Below are 24,932 nucleotides of genomic sequence, written 5' to 3' on the forward strand. Positions count from 1 at the left end.
CTCAAAGCGCCGCATAGACAAGCGATGACAGCAGGCCAGGACGGGGGTCAATCATCGTATGGCTGCCCGAGGTCGTGGTGACAAAACCAAAGCTCACGTGCCTTTCGGGATCGGCGAAACTTATCGGACCGCCAAGGCCGATATGCCCAAAGGTGTCTGGGCCCATTGCGTGGGAAGCCGTCGGGTCGACTTGCTGTTCCAGCATGCAGCCTAATCCATAACGCATTGGCCGCATCCATACCCGGTCCATGCCATGACTGTGCTCTCGAGTGAACTCACTGAGCAGTTCGCGACCGATAAAGTTTCCCGCCAGCAATGCACTATAGAAACCGGCCAGGCCGTGAGCCGTGCCATGTCCACACACAGCCGGTTGCCGATAGGCCCACCAGCGAGGGTCGCTGGTTCGTCTGGGCACCATTCCGGGGTTGGTGAAGGCGAATGTCGCGATATGCGCTGGCTCGCTTTTTAGCACTGTGCGCAGCGCTTGCGAGTAAGGATCACCGACTCGCCCGGTGGCACTGTCGAAACGCGCGATACGATGAAAGTGTTTTTCGTCCACACCGAGGTGAACGTCGAGGTCATGGGGGTCCAGAATCTTTTCGTGGATAAAGGCACAGGGGTCTCGTCCATCCACCCGACGAATCAACTCACCGAGAATCCAGCCAAAGGTAGTGGTGCCGTACCCCAGGTCTGTTCCCGGCTCCCACCAGAGCGGCTCGGCTTCCAGTACCCGCAGCATATGCTCCCAGTCATACATCATGGCGTTATGGTCGGGTGCTCGCAGCGCCGGCAGGCCCGCGGTGTGGTTCATCACCTGACGCAAGGTGACCTTGGCTTTGCCGTTCTGGGCGAACTCAGGCCAGTAACGGGCCACCGGCGCGTCCAGCTCCAGCTTGCCCTCCTCGACCAACATCAGAACGGCCACCGCGACATAGGGTTTTACAACGCAAAAAGTGTTGGCCAGCGTATCCCGCGTCCAAGGCCTGGTGCCCTCTTGATCCGCCATACCGGCCCACAGGTCGACAACCATCTCTCCGCCTACCTGCACGCAGAGCCCGGCGCCACGCTCCTGCGGATCGTCAAACATGTCCTCGAAGGCCTGCTTGACCGCTTCGAACGGCTTCGCACACATCCCTTGCGCTTTCATACCTAAGACTCCTCGTATTTGCAGTGCAGCCCTTGCTACTTGCCTAACTTGACCGTTAGCAAGTCTGCCAGGCGACAAGAAAGATCCCGCCGCCTGGCAGACCGGGCTCCACCTATCAACAGATCATGGTTATCGGGGAATTCACCCCCGCGAGCGAGTTTGAGAGTGCCCCATGGAAAAACGGTTCGCTCGTTTATAGGTACCGAAGTCATTGAACCTGACACCGGCCTCCGCCATGACTTTATGCGCATAAGGTGCGGTCATCTGACGAAGATAGAACGGGTCTCTCACAACGAAGTGGTGAATACTGTGAGTGCTACCGAAGTTGAAACAAAACAGCTGAAACGGCCACAACCACCAAGCGTTCATTACCTGGGTTTGCTGCAACGCATTACGCGGGGCAACATCGCCGTAATAGTGCATATTGGAACTTATAAAAAACAGGCAGAACTGCCGTATCATGTTTGGAGCGATAAGTATAACCACTGCGCTATTGACGACATCCATTAACGCCAATGTCGCAGCACTACTGTGGACCTCCGCCCCGATGATTGATCCAAAGCCCACATACAGATGGTAGCCGAGGAACACATACCAGCACCCCCAATACAAAAGCCCGAACGGTGTATTGAGCCGAATGATCTTGCCTAACAATCTTACCTTTTGCCGCCATCCCGGCGCAAAAACCGCGTTTAGAAAACCAAATACAAACCCATCCATCAGTTTCAACAACCGCAGTATTCCCCAGGGGTTGCCACTGGTCGTGATCCATGCCTCGACATCCGTATCAGTTCCGGACTCCTTATGGTGATGAAAATGCAGATTGCGCCTTAGCCAGGGGCTGGGCATTCCCGGCCGAGCCAGCCAGCAAAAAAACATCATGGCATTATGGGCCAGCGGCTGTTTTCTGAAATAAAGGCGATGAATCAAGTCATGTTCGATTTCATGAATGAACGATGTCAGCAGCGCATTGATCAAAATGCACATCCATGCGGGGATATAGCCCGTTAGGTAGAGCCCTCCGGTGACAACCATCCCTGCCAGGGAAAACACCATGACACTCGCACCCAGCGCATTCTGATGCTGCAAGATCGGATAGCGCTTGCGTAGGTAGTTTCCGTGCTCGGTAATGCTCCGGGTGACAGTAGCAATCTTTTCCTGATCGGTATTCGGGTGATCCGTTTCGATGGTTTTTTCCATGACCTTCATCACTGCATCCTCTGCGTGCGCCGGATAATTACCAGCCTCATCAAGCGGGTTAAATCAATTGCTTGAGCTATCAAACAGCAGGCATTCAAATTCACTGCATGAATGCATGCGCGTTATTCAATAAACACGAAATCGACTGCTTGCCGAAAAATTTGTTAGACTCGTTCCAAGCTTCAAAATGATAAGACAAGCCAAATTCTTTGCAACTGTGTATTTTGGGTGGACTCAGTGTTACAGGCATGTGTAAGAATTTATTGATTTAGTTACAGTTTGTACAAGTCTGGAACGACGGTGTACAAGTATTGCCAAGGAGGCACCATGAGATTGCATCGCATCAAATATTTCCGGCTCTCTCTACAAGAACCCGAGGACAGCGTAGAGAAATCAACCCGCCATGATGTATTTGACGCCGTGTTTTTCGATGAAACTGCAGACGATGCCGCGAATCGCGCAGGCCTTGAAAAGCTAATTCGCTACATACAGTGCGGGGATACTGTGGTAGTGGACAGCATGGCATCGCTCAGTTCCAGTACCGAGCAGCTGTGCACCCTCATTCGCCGGCTGATTGAAAAGCAGGTAACCCTGGAGTTCTTGAACGAAGACCTGATTTTCCGCCATGACTGTCTTGAAGTTGTGGAGCCCATCATTGCAGTAATGGAGGCGCTGGCAGAGTTCGAGCGCGCTGCAGCGAGGGAAAAACAGGCAACAGGCATTGCTGCCGCAAAGATCCGTGGGTTATACAAAGGTCGCAAGAAAAAACTGTCTGACAATCAGGTTGTAAGTTTAATTGACCGCGCCCGCGCTGGAGAAAGTAAATCTAAATTGGCGCGTGATTTTGATATCAGTCGGCAGACGCTTTATCGGTACTTGAGATCAACATAGGGGGCTCTTCAGGCACCTGCCTCGCCTCCCCCACTCCTTTGACCCAAATCAAGCCGCCAGGCCTGGTTCGCGAGACGATGGCGGCAAGCAAGGAATGGATCGAAACCGGCCAACGCCATCGATCCCTGTGCACAGCATTGCATAAGGAGCCCCACATGAGCCCGTTGAACCACGTACTGGTAGCCACCGACCTGTCCACTTCTGCCCGCAACGCGGCAGAGCGCGCTGCACTCTTGAGCAAGGCGCAACAGGCAGCGCTGGACCTGCTCTACGTTGCCAATCCAGCGCCCTACGAGCGCTTGAAGCAGGTGCTGGTGCCTGATGAAGACTTGTTGAATCGCGTGCTGGAGACCGCCGGAGAGAAAGTGCACGCACTGGCAGCCATGCTGTTCCAGCGCTATGACATCGCCCCTGGCGTACAGGTCGCGCCCGGCTCGGTGGTCAGCGAAATCACCCGTGTGGTACAGGACAAACGCAGCAACCTGCTGGTGTGTGGGGCGAAGGGCCAGAGTGTGGCGCGCCGTCTGCTGCTGGGCTCGACCGTACAACGAATGCTCAACCGCATGCTCTGCCCGATGCTGGTGGTCAAGCAGGCACCTCGCGACACCTACCGTACCGTGCTGGTTCCGGTGGATTTCTCGCCTTCATCGCTGCGCGCCATCGAGCTGGTAAAAGCGGTTGCCCCGCAGGCCGAGATCATCCTGCTGCATGTGTACGAAGCGCCCTTCGAAAGCAGCATGCGCTTCGCTCACATCGACCAGGACACCCTCACTCACTACCGCAATGTCATCCGCAAAGATGCCGTGCAACAGCTCGCGGCCCTGAGCGAAGCCGCCGGGGTGAGCGATGCGCGGCAAGTCGTGGTACACGGCGACCCTGCCTGGCGGATCGTCGAGAAGGAGCAGGAGCTGGACTGCGATCTGATCGTGATCGGCAAGCAGGGGGACAGCGCGCTGGAAGAGCTGTTGATCGGCAGCGTCACCAAGCATGTGCTCAACGAATCGCAGTGTGATGTGCTGGTGTCGCTGTAGGGTGCCTTAGTGGCGAGGACGCTGAATGAGTGTCCTCGCCCCACTGCTAATCCACAATGAACAACTTCGCCCCAGTGGTGGTGAATGACCGATGCCCCTCGGCATTGTTACCCACCCGCTGGCCGCTGCCGCGGGAACTTCAGGGTACTGGCCAGGTCAATTGGGGCCCTGCATCGGAAGTACCGAGCAGCGCTGTGGTCTGTTTTACGGCAGTGCCGTCCGAGATCAGTCGAGTCCGTCCCCCTGATGCCAACCAAGAGTTTTCTGCCGGGTCTCATCCTGGTGTTCAGCGCCGTCGCGTCGCTTTGTTCGGTTGCTGCTGAGCGAAGTGCGGCAGCGCAAAGTAACAGCGCATCAACCGCCCTGATCGAAACCGCCTCGCGGCAGTATGAGAACGGCCAGCCGGACCAAGCCGCTGCCACGCTGGAGCGAGCCCTGCAAATCCAGCCGAACAATCCGGCGACGCTGCATTACCTCGGTGTCTTGCGTCTTCAGCAAGGGCAGTACCAGCAGGCTGAAACCTTGGCGGCGCGCTCGAACATGCGAGTTGGTCGCAACGTCGAGTTACGCAACCGCAACTTCCAATTGATCCAGGCGGCGCAGCAGGCCCGGTCTTCGGGCACCCTACCCAACGCCAAAGCGGACCTGGCCGCAGTACAGAAGAGGCAGGAAGTGGAGACTCAAGGGCACGACGCCGGCAACATCGCTCGTGCAAAGGCAGACCGGGTATCGGATTTACCGACGGTTGACAGGCCTCGGCCCGAAGGGAAACTGCAAACGGCTTCCGTCGAGCCAGAGTCTGGGTACGATGAGGTTGAAGTTCCCCGCGGCCATTTACCGCCTCCGGGTAAATGCCGAATCTGGTTTCCGGATCGCCCGCCAGGGCACCAGCCCGCACCCGGCAAATGCAAGAAGCTGCGATATCGGGTTCCGCCAGGGGCCTTCTTGGTGCACGGTTGAGCCCAAGGCAACGCCATCGGTCCCTGTGCGCAGCATTGCTTAAGGAGCCCCAAATGAGCCCGTTGAACCACGTACTGGTACCGCAACGGCGAGCCTGCCTGGCGGATCGTCGAGCAGGAGCAGGAGCTGGACTGGCCCCATAGGCTCGGTGCATGCAGATCCAATGTGGGAGCGGGCTTGCCCCGCGATTCTGACTCTGAAAATTGTCTGTCATGCTGACATGACCCTATCGCGGGACAAGCCCGCTCCCACCGTCTGAAGGCCGCTTAGCAGCTATCCCCCCACCGCTCAAATCCGCGCCAACGCCTGAGCCAGATCACCCCGCAGGTCCTCGACATCCTCGACACCCACCGACAAACGCACCAACGCATCACCGATGCCCAGTTGCGCGCGGTTCTCTGCCGGGATGCTGGCGTGAGTCATGATCGCCGGGTGTTCGATCAGGCTTTCGACCCCGCCCAGGCTTTCGGCCAGGGCGAAAATCTGCACCGCTTCAAGGAAGCGCTTGGCGCCGGCCAGGTCGCTGTTCAGGTCAAGGGAAATCATCCCGCCGAAGCCGCGCATCTGCCGCCGCGCCAGTTCGTGCTGCGGGTGCGAGGCCAGGCCCGGATAGTAGACCCGCGCCACCTGCGGCTGACGCTCAAGCCATTGCGCCAACTCCAGGGCATTGCTGCAGTGACGCTCCATGCGCAGGGCCAGGGTCTTCACCCCGCGCAGGGTGAGGAACGCGTCGAACGGCCCGGCGATAGCGCCCACCGAGTTCTGCAAAAAGCCCAGGCGCTCGGCCAGATCCGGGTTCTGCCCGACCACGGCGATGCCGCCGATCACATCGGAGTGGCCGTTGAGGTATTTGGTGGTCGAGTGCAGGACGATATCGAAGCCCAGCTCCAGCGGGCGCTGGACCCACGGGCTGGCAAAGGTGTTGTCGGCCACGCAGAGAATGCCGCGCTCGCGACAGATGCGCGCGACCGCGGCGAGGTCGGTCAGGCGCAGCAAGGGGTTGCTCGGGGTCTCGACCCAGACCATCCGCGTGTCTGCCTGCAGCGCCGCTTCAAATGCCGCCAGGTCAGCCAGGTCGACGAAGCTGAAGCGATGCCCGGCGCTGCGCCGGCGCACCCGTTCGAACAGGCGGAAGGTGCCGCCATACAGGTCATTGCCCGAGACGATGTGCGCGCCGGCGTCGAGCAGCTCGAGCACGTTGGCGATCGCCGCCAGCCCGGAGGCGAAGGCGAAGGCCTGAGTGCCGCCCTCAAGGTCCGCCACGCAGCGCTCCAGGGCCCAGCGCGTGGGGTTGTGCGAGCGGCCGTAGTCGAGGCCCTTGTGCACCCCGGGGCTCTGCTGCAAATAGGTGGAGTTGGCGTAGATCGGCGGCATCAGTGCCCCGGTGGATGGGTCCGGCGCCTGTCCGGCATGGATCACCCGGGTGGCGAAGGCGCGTGGCGCGCCGCTTTCATCGTGCTGACTCATGGTAGGGACCTGCGTAAGTGATTGAGCAAATCGACACGGGTAATCACGCCGTGAAACCCCGCAGCGTCTTCAATAATCGCCACCAGCCCACGGTCGAGCTCGGCCTGCAGTTCAGCCAGGCTGGCGCTGGGGGCCAGGGTTTCCAGCTTGAGCTTGTCGGTCATCGCGCTGGCCACGGTCATGTGAAAGTGCGAAGCGTCCTGGTGCACGCCGAGCAGAATGTCGGACTCATCGATCACCCCGACCAGATTCTGGCCATTGACCAGCACCGGCAGTTGCGACACATCGGCCAGGCGCATGCGCTGAAAGGCGGTAAGCAGCGTATCGTCGGGGCCGACGCTGATCACCCGGCCGTCCTCGAAGCGCCGCGCAATCAGGTCGCGCAAGTCGCCATAGCGCTTGCGCGCCAGCAGGCCCTGGTCGGTCATCCACTGGTCGTTGTAGACCTTCGACAGGTAGCGGGTTCCGGTGTCGCAGACAAAGCTGACGACCCGCTTCGGCTCGGTTTGTTCGCGGCAGTAGCGCAGCGCCGCCGCCAGTAATGTGCCGGTCGAAGAGCCGCCGAGAATGCCCTCGGCGCGCAGCAGTTGACGGGCATGATCGAAGCTCTCTTCGTCGCTGATGGAGTAGGCCTGGCGCACACTGGAAAGGTCGGCAATCGACGGAATGAAGTCTTCGCCGATGCCCTCCACCGCCCAGGAGCCGGGGGTGCCGAGGGTGCCGCTACGGCTGTACTCGGCGACCACCGAGCCGACCGGGTCGGCCAGCACCATCACCAGGTTCGGCTGCAGGCGGCGAAAGAAGCGGGTCAGCCCGGTCAGCGTGCCGGCCGAGCCGACGCCGACGACGATGGCATCGACATCATGCTGGGTCTGCGCCCAGATCTCCGGCGCGGTGCTGCATTCGTGGGCCAGCGGGTTGGCCGGGTTGTTGAACTGATCGGCGAAGAAGGCGTCGGGAATCTCCTGCGCCAGCCGCGCGGCAACATCCTGGTAGTAGTCGGGATGGCCCTTGCCGACATCGGAGCGGGTGATGTGCACCTCGGCGCCCATGGCCTTGAGGTGCAGGACCTTCTCGGTGGACATCTTGTCGGGCACCACCAGCACCACCCGGTAACCCTTGGCGCGGCCGACCAGGGCCAGGCCCAGGCCGGTGTTGCCGGCGGTGGCTTCGACGATGGTGCCGCCGGGGCGCAGGCGGCCATCGCGCTCGGCGGCGTCAATCATCGCCAGGCCGATGCGATCCTTGATCGAACCGCCGGGGTTTTGCGATTCGAGCTTGAGGAACAGTGTGCACGGGCCGGTATCGAAGCGGCTGACACGCACCAGCGGCGTATTGCCGATCAGTTCGAGCACGGCCGGGCGGGAGTCGTTCGGCATGGGGTCGCCTCGCTGCGCAGGTAAAGCCTCGCATGGACCATAGGCCCGGATTGCTCGACCCGCAACCGTGCGCAGCCAGCCGGTAGATTTAGCGAGCCAGCGCGTTGCTTGAAAGTCCGCCAGGCAGAAAACGCCCCATGGCAAATCCCTCAAAGCCACCGTTCGGTGGCAGAATCTCCAGAATTTGATCGTTGTGGAGACCACCATGCTTCGTGCGTTTGAACGAAGGCTCGACCCCTTTCCTCCTGACGAGGTACCGCCACCGCCCGAGGGCCTGGCTCGCTTCCTGTGGGCCTGCACACGGGGCGCGCGCGGCTATATTCTTGCGTTTGCACTGTTGAGTGCTGGCGTGTCGATCTACGAAGCCTGGCTGTTTGCTTTCCTCGGTCAGGTCGTGGATCTGCTCTCGACCTGGCAGGCAGGTGGTGATGCGGCGGCGCAGGAAAGCCGCGTGTTGTGGGGCATGGGTATCGTCATGCTGGCCAGCGTCGGGCTGGTGGCATTGCGGACCATGGTGCAGCACCAGATATTGGCGATAAACCTGCCGTTGCGACTGCGCTGGGACTTCCACCGCTTGATGCTGCGGCAAAGCCTTTCGTTCTTTTCCGATGAGTTTTCCGGCCGGGTCACCACCAAGGTCATGCAGACGGCGCTGGCCGTGCGCGACCTGCTGTTCACCCTGATCGAGATCCTCCCCGGGATAGGCGTGTATTTCATTGCGATCATCGCCCTGGCGGGCGGTTTCGCGCTGAAACTGATGCTGCCTTTCGTTGCCTGGGTCGTGTTGTTCGGCCTGGCCATGCTGTACTTCGTGCCCCGCCTGGGCAAAGTCGGCCAGGAGCAGGCCAATGCGCGGTCGATGATGACCGGGCGTATCTCGGACGCCTACACCAACATCACCACGGTGAAGCTGTTCTCCCACTCCAATCGTGAAGCGCACTTCGCCCGTGCAGCGATGGAGGACTTCAAGCAAACCGGCTTTCGCCAGATGCGCCTGGTCAGCCAGTTCGAGATCGTCAACCAGGCCCTGGTGGTGGCGTTGATCATGGCAGCTGGCGGTTATGCCCTGTGGCTGTGGCACCAGGGTGAGGTCGGCGCCGGTGCCGTGGCGGCCATCACCGCCATGGCGTTGCGTATCAATGGCATGTCGCACTGGATCATGTGGCAAATGACTTCGCTGTTCGAGAGCATCGGCACCGTGCAGGATGGCATGGCCACCCTCACCCGCGGCCCCAAGGTGAAGGATGCGCCGGATGCCGGTGTGCTGGTGACCTCCGGCGGCGCGGTCACCTTCGACAATGTGAGCTTCAACTACAATGGCGAACGCCAGGTGCTCGATGGCCTGAGCCTGAATATTCGCCCGGGTGAAAAAATCGGCCTGGTAGGCCGCTCCGGCGCGGGCAAATCCACGCTCATCAACCTGCTGCTGCGCTTCTATGATGTCGACAGCGGGCAGATCCGCATTGACGGGCAAGACATTGCACAGGTGACGCAAGACAGCCTGCGCAGCGCCATCGGCATGGTCACCCAGGATACGTCACTGTTGCACCGCTCCATTCGCGACAACATCGCCTACGGCCGACCCGATGCGAGCGACGCCCAGGTCCGCAGTGCCGCGGCCAGTGCCCAGGCCGATGAGTTCATCAGCCAACTGAGCGACCGGCAAGGCCATAGCGGCTACGACACCCTGGTGGGCGAGCGTGGCATCAAGCTTTCCGGCGGCCAGCGCCAGCGCGTCGCGATTGCCCGCGTGATGCTCAAGAACGCCCCGATCCTGCTCCTTGACGAGGCTACCAGCGCGCTGGACTCCGAAGTCGAAGTGGCCATTCAGGAAAGCCTCGATGAGATGATGGAGGGCAAAACCGTGATTGCCATCGCCCATCGGCTGTCGACGATTGCGGCAATGGACCGGCTTATTGTCATGGATGACGGCCGCATCATCGAACAAGGTACCCACGCAGAACTGCTCGCCAAAAACGGCATCTATGCGCAGCTGTGGCACCACCAGAGTGGCGGGTTTCTGGGTGAGGATCGGGGGGTGACCGAGGTTATGGATCAGGTGTGAGCGTGGACGGCATCCAACGGCATTCTGTACTCGATAACACCAGGCTTTTCGGCTATCCAGTCGTATAGCCTTTGCGCGGTGTGGTTAGTCTCCTGGGTGTGCCAGTAAAGCCGGTCGCAGTTTTTCTCGCGGGCTTGCCCTTGCACGTATTCGATCAGTTGCTTGCCGATCATCTGGCCGCGTACGCTTGGGCAAACGTACAAGTCCTCCAGGTAGCAGAAGTCATTGCGCCCCCAGGTGGAGCGGTGAAAGACGAAGTGGACGAAACCGTAGATCTGCTCCCCAATCGAGGCGACCGCACAGTGCACAGGCTCGCTGCTGTCGAAGAAGCGGGCCCAGGTTAACTGGGTGGTCTGCATGCCCACATCGACCTTGTAGAACTCTTGGTACTTGGCCCAGAACTCGCACCACTTGGCGAAGTCCTTCTGCGCTACTGGGCGAACCGATAAAACCTGTTGTAGTGCTGTCATGATCAATCCTTAATGACTGTAGAAACGGCAACGTGAACCTGTCGATAGCGCACGGTACGGTGCCGCCCCCAAGTGGTAGCCCCCCTTGGTGATTGATTTATATCGCGCCAATGGTCTGGGTTGCCCATCCAGTTTTTGCTCAGCGAGCAGACCAATTGCCCGTTGTTTGGCAGGCAAGGCTGATGAAACCGTGAGTAGAGATCGAGCCGCCCTCTTCGACTTGCATCAGGCAGGGATGAAGGTTGGCAGGTGGGAGCGGGCTTGCCCCGCAATAGGGTCATGGCAGCATGACAGACAATTTTCAGAGTCAGAATCGCGGGGCAAGCCCGCTCCCACCTGGACGCCGTACACCGGCAGCTTTCGTCGACAATGACCAAGAGTGGCGTCACTCACAATGCATCGCCCTCAAGCACCCTGAACAGGCAAAATCATCGATCTTCCGGATGAGGAAACCAATGAATCTGCATACCGATTACGGATTGATCACAGTTACTAACGAGCCGACTCATTCGTTCAACTCTACTGACAACAGGCGCTGTTACGCATCTGAAATCCCACTTACGGACTCGATAGGGTCTAACCATGGGGTGAGCTTAAACGGGGAATTGATCGTGGTAGTGGGTGCAGGGGGTGGTGCCACCGATGTCCACGCACACTCGGCCTTGGTTATCGAAGATACTATGCTGTTGGCCGTCGGCAATCACATTGCCTGCATTTCAATCGTGCATCCCTATCGTCTTCTCTGGTCCCTTCAGGTCGACGTCGCCACGTGCTTTGGTATCTATTGGCAAAGTCAGCGGGGAGCACTGATTGCTCACGGAGAGTTAGCGATCTCTCGTTTTTCTACAGATGGCCGACTCATCTGGCAAGCGTGGGGCGCAGACATCTTTACTGAAGGCTTTGACTTGTTGCACGACCATATTAGAGCCGTAGACTTCGATCAATCGGTCTACCGGTTTGACTACGACACAGGCGAACTCCTTACCTGATCTGTCTGTGCATGAGATCGTGTGGCAACCTGTTCTGGGGCCGTGCCTGGTGTACTTGAAAGGTTGTCTGTGCTGACCGTCTGCAATGGGTCGATGGCAGCCGGTCACGGATGACCGCATTCGACCCAGAGCGGCCGTTGGCCGAGGTCGGCTAACGGCCTAAAGCAGTCAAATCCTAACGATGACTATCGACCCGTTGCGGCCATCCGCTGGAGCCACCAGAATCGGGGACTGCTGGTGGTGAGGTGACGTATGGCGACGATTGAAGTATCAGAAAAAGCCGACTGGAAGCTTTTCGAGGACGTGGCCCGGGCTCTTGAGCAAGGGCTGGGCGGTCGCTGGAAAGAGAAGCTCGATGGCCTAGACCAGCGCTACTGGGATCTGTTGGTGGGCGACCACACGCTTACGCTGCACCTTGAGCACTATATAGGCATTTCAATAGTCGTTCCCGATAGCGCAGATGACACAGCTCGAAGAGTATGTGCGTTGCTCAAGCAGCCTCCTTCTGAGTAAGCCCGCTCCAACAAAGATCACAACTGGCTGAATTCTGAGCGTTGTGAAGGGCTGAAGCGGGTCAGAAGAAGTCACGCGGGTCGAGTGCATAGCACAAGCCGTTTTGCCTTTGTAGGATCCTAACAACACCAACCGTCAACTGGGATCCGCATTGGACAGTGGAATAAGACCGGAAATTGAGAGGGCTACCTACGATGAGTTCCTGGAGCTTTGGGACAGAGGTGCATTCGAGAACCAGCGGTTGGGTCAGGCTTTCTACAACCACTTCCGACTGCATCGTCTCAGTGACCAGAGGTTGCTGAGCGGTCTTTATGAATCTCACGGCAAGAAAGCCCTGAGTGCAATTTCTGAAATCTTTCAGATCAGCTAACAAGCATCACTCTTCATTCGCCTATGAATACATCTGGCTGCTATGGGGCGATTTCAGTCAGTCGTGACAGGCAATAAACGATCCATAGCGGTCACCAGCAGAAGGCTTGGCCAATATGTCGCTCACTACCTGGTGCAGCAGTTGCTCAGAAATCTCGTTACGTACTTCGGTTGCAGTCAAGCATGACTGGTGCGACCCCAACCGCTCAGCGGCTCGAAGGGTTACTCAAACAATTCCACATGCGAGCCAGGTTTATAGCCATCAATCACAAGGACTTGCGAGATTTCACAGTCCGGATAGATCCACTTACCCCAGTTGGCCAGAACCCACTCCCTACTGAGGCCCAGACACCCTGCATTGCTCTCTCCAGGCAGCCAAACCAGCGGTAGGCCGGCTTTGTATCCAGTGGTAACCATCAGCCCAAAGCAACGATCCTCGTCCAGTGTGTTGAAAACCATGAAATCTACAACCTCTTCATAAGGGTAAGAGCCCCTAGCTCTAAATACGGTCCCGCAACTGAAAACCTCACTTGAGCACTCGAGAAGCTTTGTCATGAGATCCACTGTTCCTTATGTTTAGGTAGCCCCGAGGCGTTGGGGAGTGTACGACAATTCGTGGCTTAAACTCCTGCTGGGTGGCTCAAGATATTGTTTGTTGAACGGCAGCTCTGGGTCGGTAACTGCCGTTCGACAGAAGTCGCAATCAGTCCCGAGCAATCTTGTCATTTGCCAACGCTTAGGGCAGGGTCGATACCACTGACATCTCTGCCAAAGGAGTGACCGCATGTCAAAGCTATATCCCAGTATTGATCCTGAGGGGCTGGTCGAGTACTCGGTGGTCTACACCGACCGCTCGCTCAACCACATGTCGCAGCAATTTCAAGGCGTGATGAAGAACATTTCCAGCACCCTGAAACAGGTCTACAACGCCGAGGCTGTTGCGGTAGTGCCGGGCAGCGGCACATTCGGCATGGAAGCGGTAGCGCGACAGTTTGCCACCGACCAGCAATGCCTGGTGATACGCAACGGCTGGTTCAGTTATCGCTGGAGCCAGATCCTTGAGATGGGCAACATCCCGGCGGCCACCACGGTGCTGAAAGCCCGACCGGTCGACACGGGCCGCCAGGCTGCCTACGCGCCACCCCCTCTGGACGAAGTGCTGGCAGCCATTCAGGCTTCGAGGCCGCAGATTGTCTTCGCCCCCCACGTTGAAACCTCATCAGGGATTATCCTGCCCGACGACTACCTGCGGGCCGTCGGCGACGCCGTGCATGCGGTGGGTGGCCTGTTCGTGCTGGACTGCATCGCCTCAGGCACGATTTGGGTTGATATGCACAAGTGCGCAGTCGACCTGCTGATCAGCGCGCCGCAGAAAGGCTGGAGCGCCTCCCCTTGCTGCGCCCTGGTGATGTTCAGTGCCTTGGCCCTCGAGCGCATCGAGCAGACGCAAAGCAGCAGCTTTGCCTGCGACCTGAAAAAGTGGCTTCAGATCATGCAGGCCTACGAACAGGGCGGGCATGCTTACCATGCGACCATGCCCAGCGATTCCCTCGCGCGTTTTAACGACGTGATGAAAGAGATGCAAACCTACGGTTTCAGCAAGGTCCGCAGCGAACAACAGGCGCTGGGCGATCGGGTGCGTGCAATGTTGACCGGCAAAGGCATCAAAAGCGTGGCCGCAGCCGGCTTTCAGGCCCCTGGCGTAGTGGTGAGCTACACCGCTGATGCCGACATCAAGAGCGGCAAGAAATTTGCCGACCACGGCCTGCAGATCGCCGCCGGAGTGCCGTTGCAATGCGACGAGCCGGCCGACTTCCAGACCTTCCGCATCGGTCTGTTCGGCCTCGAAAAGCTGCACAATATCGAGCGCACGGTCAGCACCCTCGAGCAGGCACTGGACGAAGTGATGGTGGACTAAGCCCTCATCTTGCCTGCAGCACCTACCGGGCTTGTGAAATCCAGGAAGGTATCCTGCTCTGGGCACTGCCGGCCCTTGGCGCTGGATGACCGGGGTCGACCTATAGCTGCCCTTCACGGAGGGCAGCTGACGGCCACAAGCGGCCTGCAGACGGTGGCAGCGGGCTTGTCCCGCGATAGGGTCATGGCAGCGTGACAGACAATTTTCAGAGTCAGAATCGCGGGGCAAGCCCGCTCCCACCTGGACGTCGTACACCGGCAGCTCTGGGTCGAAAGCTGCCGACCGCAATCAACCCGAATCCGTCTTGATGTCTGTTTGATGTAACCGTACGCTAGCAACATTCATGGAGGATTCTGGCTGATGGCACGCGTGGGTTTGATACTGACACCAGGTTTTGCGGACTGGGAATATGCATTCATTGCTGGAACTGCGTCCCCGTTTTACGGGATCGACGTCAGGTTTTTCGCTCCTACTCCAGGGCAGTTCCACTCGCAGGGCGGGTTGGCTGTAACGGTCGATAGCAGTTTGCAACAATGCCTGGACTGGAAACCGGACGTTGTTGTGGTCATTGGAGGAATGGCCTGGGAACGTGCAGAAGCACCAGATATTCGGGACTTTCTTCATGCCAGTCGCTCAAGTGGAGCGTCAATTGCCGGCATCTGCGGCGGAACGCTGGCACTTGCGAGGGCCGGACTTCTCGACACGGTTCCTCATACCTCGAACAGCGCTGACTTCTTGCAACAGAATGCCCCGGGTTATGACGGGCGCGCGCTTTATCGAAGCAGTCCAGTCGCGGTGATTGCCGACCGCATCATCACTGCTCCAGGCCCTGCACCCGTTAGCTTCACCTGCGCCGTGTTCGAAGGTGCCGGGCTGTCTTCGGAGCTCATTGCTCAGTTCAGGTCGATGTTGGCAGCGGAACATGAGCCTTGCCCGGGCGCCGATCCAGGGCCTCCATGTCCGCTGGCAGGCTGAAGCGCAAATTACCTTGATCACTGCGCACCTGAGTGCCTTGTGGATAGTGAACAGAGCCGAAGTCGACGGCACGGTTCAAGTAGCCATCCCACATCAGCACATCACCGTCAGGCCCGGTCACGCGCATGCGCAGCCAGCGCAGTTCCATCCCCAGCAGGTGGACCGGTGTATCTTCGGACCTCGCCTCCCATCCTCTCTCGGTGGAAAACACCGTCACCGGCTCCGGCCAGACGATGCCGCCCAAGCGGGTGCCTGGCGCCAGCATGCATTCTTTCCGGCTCCACTCGGAAAACTTGAAATGGGCACCGAACGGAAAGTTGAACTCGACCTTGCCTGGCTCACATTTCCAGCCTTCAAGGTCGTGGGTGGACACGGTCTCGACCGTCGCGTTGCCATGGCTTTGCCACAGCTCTAGACGACGCACGCGCATCCCCATGATAAGGAAAGCCACCAGGCAGGCAATCAGCAGCCCGAGGAAAACCTCGGAGAAAATCAAGATCATGTAGCCGACCACCATGGCCAGCGGATCGACAGGAATCATGGACGTCCTTGTAAACCTGGAAACTGACCGCGCAGAGTAATCCAGTCTACGGCGCTCTCCCAACTCGGCATGATGCCCCACGACGCCAAAGGTGGGAGCTCCGAGCTTACTGGCCGTGAGGCATAGCCCGCGGCAAGCGGCCGCTTAGGCGCAAGCCATCGCGCACGTTCAGCCCCATCAATGCAAGGTTGGTTGCCCCGGCGACGAGCTCGATGACCTGTACGACGTAGAAACGCGTGTCGAAGCTTCCTGCCGACGCCCATAAGTTGAGTGCAATTGCGCAGGGCACAAGCACCAACAGGCCATTGGCGGAGATGAATGGCATGCGTTTCTTCTTCGCGCTCACCAGGCGCCCTGGTCGCGACCGACTCAGCAGCATGCCGCTTGCCCCGGCCAGTGCCATCATCGGCACCAGCAGCCAAAGTCCGGGGCTCACGATCAAGTGCTTGAGCTGAGCTATCGAACGCTGGGTTCCCAGGATTTCGACAAGAAGGGTCGATAGAAAGAAAGTAGCGATGCACAGCAGTGCCAACATGCTGGCTGTCAGGTGGAGTCGTTTGAGCATGTATCGAATACCGTCAGTTAATTGACCACGGGTTGACCAGTACCGCCGGAGATTCGCTGCACTGGAGCTGCTGCCTGCAGATGGGTACGACTGGATCAAGTGGGTGAATAGAAAGCATGGAGACTTCCAGCCTTGTAACCATGGTGACAACCTGGCACCACGCATCCAACCCTACAAAATTGACATCATCATGTCAATGTGAAAAAGTTCGCGCCATGAACAAGCCAAACCACACCCCCGCTGGACGCGCCATGACCGATCTGGTCCTTGAGCTCTTTCGAGCAAGTGCGCGAATGCTCACCGCAGGCGATCGCCTCGTTGCCGAGACAGGTCTCACGAGCGCCCGTTGGCAGCTGCTTGGAACGATCGTCAATGCCGATCGAGCGCAGCCTGTCTCATGGATTGCCCGCGACATGGGCGCGAACCGCCAGAACGTTCAGCGGATCGTCAACGATCTCGTCAAGGATGGAATGCTGGAATTTCAGCCGAACCCTCACCATCGCAGGGCGCAGCTGGTTGTGCTTACCGACGCTGGAAAACAAGCATTCAATCTTGCAATGAAGCTGCAAGCGCCTTGGATCAACGAGCTTTCGCAGGGTTTGAAGGTCGAAGACATCCAGACGACCTACCAGGTGCTGCACCAGCTGCGCAGTCAGCTTGAAGACGAGCAAAGGGACTAACCTGGCAACACCACACCATCGCTTTTTTCGATGGAACCTATTTTCCACATAAGCAAAAAAGCGATGAAAATGACCTCACCGAAACACACCTTCAGGTGAAGTCATGAAACTGCAAGCCACCCAAAAATCCTTCGCTGAACGCATCGTCCACGCCGTCGGCTTTGAAGTCATCGCCGTGCTGATCTGCGCGCCGATCGGCGCCTGGCTGCTCGACCGCTCGATGCTGGAAATGGGCGCGCTGGCGGTGATGCTGTCGACCGTGGCGATGATCTGGAACATGCTCTACAACGCGGCATTCGACCGCCTCTGGCCCGTCAGCCGGGTAGCGCGTACGGTCAAGGTCCGCGCCCTGCACGCCGGCGGCTTTGAAACCGGTTTCGTGCTGATCGGCGTGCCGATTGCCGCGCTGATGCTCGATGTGTCGCTGGTGCAGGCGTTCCTGCTGGAGATCGGCTTCTTCGCCTTCATGCTGCCCTACACCATGGCCTACAACTGGGGCTATGACCTGCTGCGTCAGCGCCTGATGAGCGCACCGGTCAGCGCGGTACAGGCACAACAAACACGCGGGTAAAGTTGTGCCGGGCTCTTTAGCATCGAGCTAAATAGTGGCATTCTGCACCCCATGGACATCTACGCAATTCGCAAGAGCAATCTGCTGCAGTTGATCGGTACCCAGCGCAAGGCCAGTTGTGCCGAGCGCTGGGGCATGAGCCCGGCGCACCTGAGCCAGATTCTCTCGACCCGCACGGAAAAAAACCTCGGTGATGAAGTCGCCCGGCGCATCGAGCAGGCCGAGCACTTGCCCGCGGGCTGGATGGATGTGCTGCAGGGCGAGGCGGCGCTGCCTGTGAGCACTGACAAGGCGCTGGCAGCCGAGTTCGTCAGCATCGCCCACTTCGACATCCGCGGCTCCATGGGCAACGGCAACACGCCGCCAGCCCACGTCGAGGTGATCCGTGACCTGACCGTGCACCTGGACTGGCTGCGCGGCCAGGGCATCAGCTTTTCCGGTGCGCACAACCTGGCGATCATCAGCGGCGATGGCGACAGCATGGCCGGCACGTTCAACGACGGCGACGCGTTGCTGGTCGACCGCGGCATCAACGAGGTGCGCAGCGATGCCATCTACGTCTTCAGCCTCGACGGCGACCTGTTCGTCAAACGCCTGCAGCGCCTGATCGATGGCACCTTGCGGATGATTTCCGACAACCCGCTGTACCCGCCGGTGCTGATCGAGGGTGCGGCGCTGGAAAAACTGCACATTCATGGCCGCGTGCTACTAGTTTGGAACGCGCGAAGAGTATGATGGCAAAACAACCGACCGCTCTGGTCGGTTAATGAACACTAGACAACAGCAGTAGGATGTAGCGATTCCAGCAACGGATTGCTCGACCGAATCCGTGTGACTGAGATCGAATCATGAGCGGTAATCTGTGGGTGTGGGAAGAAGAAGAGCTGCTGGCCCTGCGCAAGGCATTTGCCGCACTCAAGGCCGGGCAGCGCCAGGCCGACCGGGTGTCCCAGCGGCGCATGGCCGCGGAGCTCGGGGTCAGTGTGACCACCCTCAACGCCTACATGACCGGCAAGCGCGCGCTGGACATGAAGTTCGCGCTGATGTTCGAGCGCCTCACCGGTATCCCCACGCGCAGCTACAGCCCACGCCTGGCTGACGAAATCGAAAGCACCCGGCACCATCACAAACCTGCGGTCTAGAGCCGCCGGGCTGATTGCATCCGGGCTTCGCTTGGCCCTGTGAAATTTATCTGGTAGTTTTTCATGAAAAAATACCAATAAAAATTCATGAGGTCCGTCGTGTTCAAGCAATCCGCCCAGCATGTCGCCAGCTATTACGCCCAGACCTACCCCGCCCCTATCCCTCTGCGCCCTACCCTGCAGGAACGCCTGGATACCGAGGTGCTGATCATCGGCGCCGGTTTCAGCGGCCTGCACACCGCCCTGCGCCTGGCTCTGGCCGGCAAGCGGGTGATTTTGGTGGAAGCCAGCCGGGTGGCCTGGGCGGCGTCCGGGCGTAACGGCGGTCAGGCGTTGCTGGGCTGGTCGTGCGACATGGCGCCACTGGAGAAATCCCTTGGTCAGGAACGCGCACGGCGCCTGTGGGACAGCATGCGCTGGGCCGCCAGTGAGATGCGCGAGCTGCCCGAACGCCACGGCTTTGAGGTCGACTACCGGCGCGGCAGCTTATGGGCCGCAGTCCTGCCCCGGCGCGTGGCCATGCTCCATGCGGCCCGGCACGAGGCCGAAATGAAATGGGGCTATGACCCGCTACGGGTAATCGAGCGCGACGAGTTGCCCGAGTGGATCGGCAGCCCGCGCTACCAGGCTGCGCTGTATGACGCCGAAGGTGCCCACCTCAACCCGCTGAAGCTGGCCCAGGGCCTGGCCAGCGCCATCGAAGCGGCCGGCGGGCGGATCTTCGAACAGAGCCGGGTGCTCAGCTACCGCGATACCCCGGCAGGCTTTGTCGCCCGTACCGACCAGGGCGAGATCCGCAGTGATGTGCTGGTGCTGGCCTGCAACGCCTACATCGACCAGCTCGACCGCCCGCTGTCACAACGCCTGCTGCCGGTGGGTTCCTATCAGGTGGCCACCGCGCCCCTGGACCCGGCCCTGGCCCGTTCGCTGCTGCCACAGAACAGTTGCGTGATCGACAACCAGTTCGTCCCCGACTACTTCCGCCTGACCCCGGACCAGCGCCTGCTGTTCGGCGGCGGTTGCACCTACCTGGGCGGTATCCCCAAGGACGTTGCCGCTGCCACCCGCCCGGTCTTGGAACGAGCCTTCCCGCAGTTGCAAGGCGTGCAGATCGACTATGCCTGGGGCGGCCATATCGACTGCAGCCTGCGCCGCACCCCGGACATCGGCCGCCAGGGCCAGCGCTACTGGCTGCAGGGCTTCTCCGGCCATGGCGTACTGCCAACCCTGGCCGGCGCCCGGGCGGTCAGCGACGCCATTCTGGGCGACAACCATTTGCTGGACCTGTACCAGGCCATCGACAACGGCCGCTTCCCTGGCGGCGACCTGCTCGCTGCCCCGCTGGAAGCGGCAGCCAAGGCCTGGTACCGCCTGCGCGACACTATTTGAGAGGGCCCACCCATGGACATGCAGGAAGAAATCGAAAGCCTGGCGATCCTCATCCGCGACCTGCGCAAGCATCGCAACCTGACCCTCGGCGAGCTGGCCGACCGCATCGACCGCTCGGTGGGTTTCCTGTCCCAGGTCGAGCGTGGCCTGTCGCGCCCGACCGTGGCCGACCTCACCGCCATCAGCGAAACCCTGTGCGTGCCCACCACCTACTTCTACAACCTGAGCAAGCCGCGCGAAGTGGACTGGGTCACCCGCCCCGGTGAGCGGCGCACCCTGTACTACGCCGCCGGGATTACCGACGTGCTGGTCTCGCCCAAGCTCAACGGTGGCTTTTCGATGCTCGAAAGCCACCTGGCGCCGGGCGCCAGCAGCGGTGACGGGCACCTGGACGACAGCTCCGAGCAAGGTGGTTTTGTGCTCGAAGGCGAATTGAGCATCTGGCTCGATGACGCTGAGATGCCGGTCACCCTGCAGGCCAACGACAGCTTCCAGCTGCCACCGCACAGCCAGTTCCGCTACGCCAACCTGACCGAACACACTACCCGGGTGCTCTGGGTATTCCGTTGAAACCAAGCGCAGGATCGCACGTGATGACAACAATAAAAGACTGCCCTGATCTGCTTAGTGAAGTACGCGCATTTCGCGCCGAGCATCCTCAGGTGCGTTATGTCGACCTGATCAGCCTGGACATCCCCGGGCATTTTTATGGCAAGCGCTACCCGATCGACATGCTCGAAAAAGTCGCTGCCGGCAGTGCCCTGAAACTGCCGCAGAACTGCGTTTTGCTGGGTGTCCAGGGCGGCCTGCACCCGATTGGCGACTACTGCTTCAACGACGGTGACCCCGATGCGCCACGGCGGCTGATTCCCGGCACCCTCAAGCCGGTGCGCTGGGAGAACCAGCCGCTGGGGCAAATGCTGATCAGCTCCGACGGCACCGCCGCACCGATCGAGTTCGAGCCCCGCGAAGTGCTGGCCCGGGTGCTGCAGCGCCTGGAGCGTCGCGGCATTCGCCCGGTGGTGGCCTTCGAGCTGGAGTTCTACCTGTTCGACCGCACGCTGAAAGACGGCCTGCCGCAGTTCCCCCGCGACCCGTTCAGCGGTGATCCGGACGACCAGCCAAACATGCACATCGAACGCCTGTCGCGTTACTCCGACGTGCTGCGAGAGATGGTCGAAGCCGCCAACGAGCAAGGCGTGGACGCCAACGTGATCACCGCAGAACTGGGCCCCGGGCAGTTCGAGATCAACTTCGGCCACTGTGACGACGGCCTGCGCGCCGCCGACTGGGCCGCACTGTTCTGCCGCAGCACGCGTGGCGTGGCGCTCAAGCACGGCATGCGCGCCAGTTTCATGAGCAAACCCTACCTGGACGCGCCGGGCAGCGGCATGCACGTGCATGTCAGCCTCTACGACCAGCAGGGCAACAACCTGCTGGCCGCCGATGACCAGCGCCCGCTGCGCCATGCCGTGGCCGGTTGCCTGGAACTGCTGCCGCAGTGCATGCCGATCTTCGCGGCCAACCACAATGCCATGCGTCGCTATGGTGCCATGGTCAACGCGGCGAGCCGCGCCAGCTGGGGCTTTGAAGACCGCGACGCGTGCATCCGCATCCCCGAATCGGACCCGCGCAACCTGCGCATCGAACACCGCCTGGCCGGCGCCGATGCCAACCCATACCTGGTGCTGGCGGCGATTCTCAGTGGCATGGAGCATGGCCTGGAGGCCGGCCAGGAGCCGATTGCACCGCTCAACGACGACCGCAGCAGCGGCATCGATTTTCCCAAGGACATGCTCGCGGCGGTGGCGGCCATGCGTCATCACCCGGTGGTCAATGAGCGGCTGGGCAGTGAGTTCGTCATGGTCTATTGCGAGAACAAGCGGCAGGACCACCTGGCGTTCATGCATGAGGTGAGTGCGCGGGAGTATCGCTGGTTTCTCTAGGCTGTACCGGCCCTATCGCGGGGCAAGCCCGCACCCACAGGATTGGTGCAAGACCTGTGGGAGCGGGCTTGCCCCGCGATCGCAATCCGGGCGACAAGATCAGCGGTAGATCTCACTTCCCGCATCCGGCGCCAGCGTGCGGAACACCAGCGCCGAGGCCATGCATGCCAGCGCACTCACGCCAATCACCAGGGCGATGTCCGCCACCCCCACCTGCTGCGCGCCCTTCACGCTCATCAACAGACTCAGCAGCGAAGCCGCCATCCCTACCGACAAGCTCATGGTCAACTGCACCGTCGCCGCCGACAGGCTGCTGGCCCGGCTGTGCAACTCGGCCGGCACATCGGCATAGGTCAAGCCGCCCATGGCACTGAACTGCAAGGAGCGGATCAGGCCGCTGGCGAACAGGATCAACACCACCAGCCAGTACGGCGTGTCGAGGTTGAAACTGGCGCAGGCGCCCAGGCTCAAGCCGGTCAACAACGCATTGAAAGTCAAGGTGCGGCGAAAGCCGAAGCGGCGCACGATGCGCACCGCCAGCAGCTTGACCACAAAGGCGCCAACGCCACCGGTAAAGGTCAGCAAGCCGGCCTGCAAGGGGCTCAGGCCAAAGCACAGCTGAAACAGCAAGACCATCAAGAACGGCTGCGCCGCCGTCCCCAGGCGGAACAGGTTGCCGCCCCAGAAGCTCAGGGCAAAACTGCGCACGCGCAAGGGTGCAAAGTCCAGCAGCGGCTGAACGCAGCGCCGGGCATGACGCACATACAGCAGCGCTGCCAGCCCCCCGAGCAGCAGCAACAGCACCACCCAACGCCGCGCCAGCAAGCCGTGGCCCAGGGCTTCAAAACCGAACACCAGTGACGCCAAGGCCACACTGGCCAGCAGCAAGCCTCGCACATCCAGGCGTTGCTGACTGTCGCCGGGATAATCGGGGATATAGCGCAGCACCAGGTAAACCCCAAGCAGGCCGATGGGCAAGTTGACCAGGAAGATCCATTGCCATGACAGCAGGGTCACCAGCAAACCACCCAGGGGTGGGCCGAGCATCGGCCCCACCAGCGGCGGGATGGTCAGATAGGACATGTTGCGCAGCAGGTGCTCACGCGGCGACCAGCGCAGCAGGATCATCAACCCCACCGGCACCATCATCGCCCCCGCTGCGCCCTGGCACAGGCGCGCCAGGCACAGCTGCAGCAACGAGCCCGCCAGGGCGCAGGCCAGTGACGACAGGGTAAACAGGACGATGGCCAGGACGAACAGCCGCCGTGGCCCATAGCGGTCCGCCGCCCAGCCACTGACCGGCACCGCCAGCGCGGCCGCAAGCATGTACAGCGACACCACCAGGTTCATGCGCACGCTCGGGGCGCCGAACTCGCTGGCCATCTGCGGCAAGGCGGTCATGACCACGGTGGAATCGATCAGCTCCATCAGCAGCGCACAGCCGATGATCATCGGTACCCGCCGTGAGTGCCGGGTGCTGTGGCTCAGCAATGGCGCCTGCACGCTGCCCAAGTCAGAACAACCCCGAGGTCGGTGGTGGCGTGCCGGTCAGCTGCCAGGCGCCCACCGCCGCGGCTTTCCAGTGCCGTGGGTTGTGGTTGGCGACCGTGCGCGCGTTGCGCCAGTGACGGTCGAGGTTGTGGCTTCGGCCGGTGGTCGAGGCGCCGCCGACGTCGAACAGCAGTTCGGCGGCCTTGAGCGCCGATTCGGCGGCGATGTACTGCGCCTGGGCGACGTCGATGGCGGCCTGGTCGACCTGCTGCGGGTCGAGGCCCGCGGCCCAGGCACGGTCGATGGACGCGGCGGCGCGCAATACCACGGCCTCGGCGGTAAAGGCGCGGGCGGCGATTTCACCGACGCTGAGCTGCACGTAGGGGTCATCCACCGAACGCGTGGCGCTGCTGTGCTTGATCGGCCGTGCGTGCTCGCGGGCAAACCGGGTGGCATCGTCCAGGGCGTTACGGGCGATGCCGGCCTGCACCGTGGCCAGAAACAGCTGCAGGAACGGCGTGACGATGGTGCGCTTGCCCTCCTCCACGGTGCGCGTGCGGATCTCGTCGGCGTACACCAGCACATCGTTCAGGCGCGTGGTGCCGCTGGCGGTCAGGCGCTGGCCCATGGCGTCGAAATCGTCGAGCAGCTCCAGGCCCTGGCGCTCGCGCGGCAGCACGAACGACACCGGCTGATCGTTTTCGTCCAGGGCCACGGCGCTGACCCAGTCGGCGTACAGCGAACCGGTGCTGTAGTACTTGCTGCCGCTGGCGCGGTAATGCTCGCCGTCACGCACGATGCGCGCACTGATCGCGCCATTGGCGCCGCCCACTTCCCAGCCGGCGTTACCCAGCACCGCGCCTTGCAGGTAGCGGGCGAACCAGCGCTGGCGCTCGGCCTCGGCGCCGTCAGCGGTTGAAGACAACAGCCCCTCGATGAAGCCAAAGCCCGGACGCAACGCCTGGGCGACGTTGGAGTCCACCGAGGCGATGCGCAGCAGCAGGCCGATCACATCGCTGACACTGCCACCCGGGCCGCCATAGGCCTCGGGAATGCGGCAGGTGTAGAGCCCGGCCCGGGCAATCTGGCGCACCGCTTCATAGGGCAGCTGGCGCTCGCGTTCACGTTGCGCGGCACCGGCGGCAATCAGCGGCAGGAGGTTCTCGGTATTGCCCTTGAGGTCGTCGAGGTTACGGCGATCAAACTGGGGGACTGCAGATAAACCAGGCATGG

The 24,932-nt window shown here is 60.7% G+C and carries 26 protein-coding genes; 16 read left to right on the plus strand and 10 right to left on the minus strand.

Features of this window, described 5'->3' with window-relative positions:
- Position 1: 1 nt before the first annotated feature.
- Both JV241A_RS12965 and JV241A_RS12970 read right to left on the minus strand, forming a co-directional pair.
- Entirely contained in the window at positions 2–1,147 is a 1,146-nt protein-coding gene (locus JV241A_RS12965) for a serine hydrolase domain-containing protein (RefSeq protein WP_134062893.1), read from the minus strand.
- A gap of 141 nt (positions 1,148–1,288) precedes the next feature.
- A complete protein-coding gene (locus tag JV241A_RS12970) occupies positions 1,289–2,356 on the minus strand; it encodes a fatty acid desaturase (protein WP_115087577.1) in 1,068 nt (355 codons plus the stop codon).
- Between the two features lie 318 nt (positions 2,357–2,674).
- Here JV241A_RS12970 and JV241A_RS12975 point away from each other — a divergent pair, with 318 nt between their 5' ends.
- The 3 genes from JV241A_RS12975 (at position 2,675) to JV241A_RS12990 (ending at position 5,229) form a co-directional block, all read left to right on the plus strand.
- Positions 2,675–3,238: a recombinase family protein gene (locus tag JV241A_RS12975; protein WP_134062895.1), complete on the plus strand. Its 564-nt coding sequence runs from the start codon at positions 2,675–2,677 to the stop codon at positions 3,236–3,238.
- Between the two features lie 155 nt (positions 3,239–3,393).
- On the plus strand, positions 3,394–4,269 hold the full coding sequence (locus JV241A_RS12980; protein ID WP_134062897.1) for a universal stress protein: 876 nt from the start codon (positions 3,394–3,396) through the stop codon (positions 4,267–4,269).
- Between the two features lie 246 nt (positions 4,270–4,515).
- A complete protein-coding gene (locus JV241A_RS12990; RefSeq protein WP_115087574.1) occupies positions 4,516–5,229 on the plus strand; it encodes a tetratricopeptide repeat protein in 714 nt (237 codons plus the stop codon).
- A gap of 288 nt (positions 5,230–5,517) precedes the next feature.
- On the opposite strand, the gene JV241A_RS12995 is transcribed toward JV241A_RS12990, so the two are convergent.
- The gene (locus JV241A_RS12995) at positions 5,518–6,696 is read right to left on the minus strand and encodes a PLP-dependent aspartate aminotransferase family protein (protein ID WP_134062899.1); all 1,179 of its coding nucleotides are present in this window, start codon (positions 6,694–6,696) and stop codon (positions 5,518–5,520) included.
- On the minus strand, positions 6,693–8,075 hold the full coding sequence (locus JV241A_RS13000; RefSeq protein WP_115087570.1) for a cystathionine beta-synthase: 1,383 nt from the start codon (positions 8,073–8,075) through the stop codon (positions 6,693–6,695). Before JV241A_RS13000 ends, JV241A_RS12995 begins: the two co-directional genes overlap by 4 nt.
- 205 nt (positions 8,076–8,280) lie before the next feature.
- Between JV241A_RS13000 and JV241A_RS13005 the strand changes: the two genes are divergently transcribed.
- Positions 8,281–10,140: an ABC transporter ATP-binding protein gene (locus JV241A_RS13005; protein WP_134062901.1), complete on the plus strand. Its 1,860-nt coding sequence runs from the start codon at positions 8,281–8,283 to the stop codon at positions 10,138–10,140.
- Here JV241A_RS13005 and JV241A_RS13010 read toward each other — a convergent pair.
- Positions 10,131–10,610: a GNAT family N-acetyltransferase gene (locus JV241A_RS13010; protein ID WP_134062903.1), complete on the minus strand. Its 480-nt coding sequence runs from the start codon at positions 10,608–10,610 to the stop codon at positions 10,131–10,133. The genes JV241A_RS13005 and JV241A_RS13010 overlap by 10 nt on opposite strands.
- 455 nt (positions 10,611–11,065) lie before the next feature.
- On the opposite strand from JV241A_RS13010, the gene JV241A_RS13015 reads away from it, so the two are divergent.
- From JV241A_RS13015 to JV241A_RS27640, 3 genes are all read left to right on the plus strand, one after another.
- Positions 11,066–11,599, plus strand: a complete 534-nt coding sequence (locus JV241A_RS13015) for a hypothetical protein (protein WP_233673739.1) — start codon at positions 11,066–11,068, stop codon at positions 11,597–11,599.
- A 252-nt stretch (positions 11,600–11,851) separates the two neighbouring features.
- The gene (locus JV241A_RS13020) at positions 11,852–12,112 is read left to right on the plus strand and encodes a DUF3630 family protein (RefSeq protein WP_134062905.1); all 261 of its coding nucleotides are present in this window, start codon (positions 11,852–11,854) and stop codon (positions 12,110–12,112) included.
- 151 nt (positions 12,113–12,263) lie between these two features.
- Complete coding sequence (locus JV241A_RS27640) at positions 12,264–12,482, plus strand: hypothetical protein (RefSeq protein WP_134062907.1); 219 nt, start codon at positions 12,264–12,266, stop codon at positions 12,480–12,482.
- A gap of 221 nt (positions 12,483–12,703) precedes the next feature.
- Here JV241A_RS27640 and imm45 read toward each other — a convergent pair whose 3' ends face one another.
- Positions 12,704–13,036, minus strand: a complete 333-nt coding sequence (gene imm45, locus JV241A_RS13030; RefSeq protein WP_134062909.1) for an Imm45 family immunity protein — start codon at positions 13,034–13,036, stop codon at positions 12,704–12,706.
- 229 nt (positions 13,037–13,265) lie between these two features.
- Between imm45 and JV241A_RS13035 the strand changes: the two genes are divergently transcribed.
- Both JV241A_RS13035 and JV241A_RS13040 read left to right on the plus strand, forming a co-directional pair.
- Entirely contained in the window at positions 13,266–14,399 is a 1,134-nt protein-coding gene (locus JV241A_RS13035) for an aminotransferase class V-fold PLP-dependent enzyme (RefSeq protein WP_134062910.1), read from the plus strand.
- A gap of 360 nt (positions 14,400–14,759) precedes the next feature.
- Positions 14,760–15,374 (plus strand): DJ-1/PfpI family protein, encoded by a 615-nt coding sequence (locus tag JV241A_RS13040; protein ID WP_134062912.1) that lies wholly within the window; start codon positions 14,760–14,762, stop codon positions 15,372–15,374.
- Here the strand turns inward: JV241A_RS13040 and JV241A_RS13045 are convergent.
- Together JV241A_RS13045 and JV241A_RS13050 are read right to left on the minus strand one after the other, a co-directional pair.
- Positions 15,298–15,915, minus strand: coding sequence for a hypothetical protein (locus JV241A_RS13045; RefSeq protein WP_134062914.1), 618 nt, complete (start codon positions 15,913–15,915; stop codon positions 15,298–15,300). The two genes, JV241A_RS13040 and JV241A_RS13045, sit on opposite strands and share 77 nt — an antisense overlap.
- 106 nt (positions 15,916–16,021) lie before the next feature.
- Positions 16,022–16,480: a hypothetical protein gene (locus tag JV241A_RS13050; protein WP_134062916.1), complete on the minus strand. Its 459-nt coding sequence runs from the start codon at positions 16,478–16,480 to the stop codon at positions 16,022–16,024.
- Positions 16,481–16,731: 251 nt separating this feature from the next.
- Here JV241A_RS13050 and JV241A_RS13060 point away from each other — a divergent pair, with 251 nt between their 5' ends.
- The 7 genes from JV241A_RS13060 to JV241A_RS13090 all read left to right on the plus strand — a co-directional run bounded on the left by JV241A_RS13060 (position 16,732) and on the right by JV241A_RS13090 (position 22,208).
- Positions 16,732–17,160, plus strand: a complete 429-nt coding sequence (locus tag JV241A_RS13060) for a MarR family transcriptional regulator (RefSeq protein WP_115087562.1) — start codon at positions 16,732–16,734, stop codon at positions 17,158–17,160.
- Between the two features lie 103 nt (positions 17,161–17,263).
- Entirely contained in the window at positions 17,264–17,731 is a 468-nt protein-coding gene (locus JV241A_RS13065; RefSeq protein WP_166675695.1) for a multidrug/biocide efflux PACE transporter, read from the plus strand.
- A gap of 51 nt (positions 17,732–17,782) precedes the next feature.
- Entirely contained in the window at positions 17,783–18,466 is a 684-nt protein-coding gene (locus tag JV241A_RS13070; RefSeq protein ID WP_134062918.1) for a S24 family peptidase, read from the plus strand.
- A gap of 113 nt (positions 18,467–18,579) precedes the next feature.
- Positions 18,580–18,873, plus strand: coding sequence for a helix-turn-helix transcriptional regulator (locus JV241A_RS13075; RefSeq protein ID WP_115087560.1), 294 nt, complete (start codon positions 18,580–18,582; stop codon positions 18,871–18,873).
- Between the two features lie 99 nt (positions 18,874–18,972).
- Complete coding sequence (locus JV241A_RS13080) at positions 18,973–20,262, plus strand: FAD-binding oxidoreductase (RefSeq protein WP_115087559.1); 1,290 nt, start codon at positions 18,973–18,975, stop codon at positions 20,260–20,262.
- Positions 20,263–20,274: 12 nt separating this feature from the next.
- Entirely contained in the window at positions 20,275–20,832 is a 558-nt protein-coding gene (locus tag JV241A_RS13085; RefSeq protein WP_115087558.1) for an XRE family transcriptional regulator, read from the plus strand.
- A gap of 23 nt (positions 20,833–20,855) precedes the next feature.
- Positions 20,856–22,208 carry a glutamine synthetase family protein gene (locus JV241A_RS13090; RefSeq protein WP_134062920.1) on the plus strand — a complete coding sequence of 451 codons (1,353 nt, stop codon included), beginning with the start codon at positions 20,856–20,858 and terminating at the stop codon, positions 22,206–22,208.
- 99 nt (positions 22,209–22,307) lie between these two features.
- On the opposite strand, the gene JV241A_RS13095 is transcribed toward JV241A_RS13090, so the two are convergent.
- Both JV241A_RS13095 and JV241A_RS13100 read right to left on the minus strand, forming a co-directional pair.
- Complete coding sequence (locus JV241A_RS13095) at positions 22,308–23,660, minus strand: MFS transporter (RefSeq protein ID WP_233673817.1); 1,353 nt, start codon at positions 23,658–23,660, stop codon at positions 22,308–22,310.
- A gap of 61 nt (positions 23,661–23,721) precedes the next feature.
- Positions 23,722–24,930 carry an acyl-CoA dehydrogenase family protein gene (locus JV241A_RS13100; RefSeq protein ID WP_134062924.1) on the minus strand — a complete coding sequence of 403 codons (1,209 nt, stop codon included), beginning with the start codon at positions 24,928–24,930 and terminating at the stop codon, positions 23,722–23,724.
- Positions 24,931–24,932: the final 2 nt, after the last annotated feature.

This window comes from Pseudomonas sp. JV241A, assembly GCF_900275665.1.
Taxonomy (GTDB): domain Bacteria; phylum Pseudomonadota; class Gammaproteobacteria; order Pseudomonadales; family Pseudomonadaceae; genus Aquipseudomonas; species Aquipseudomonas wadenswilerensis.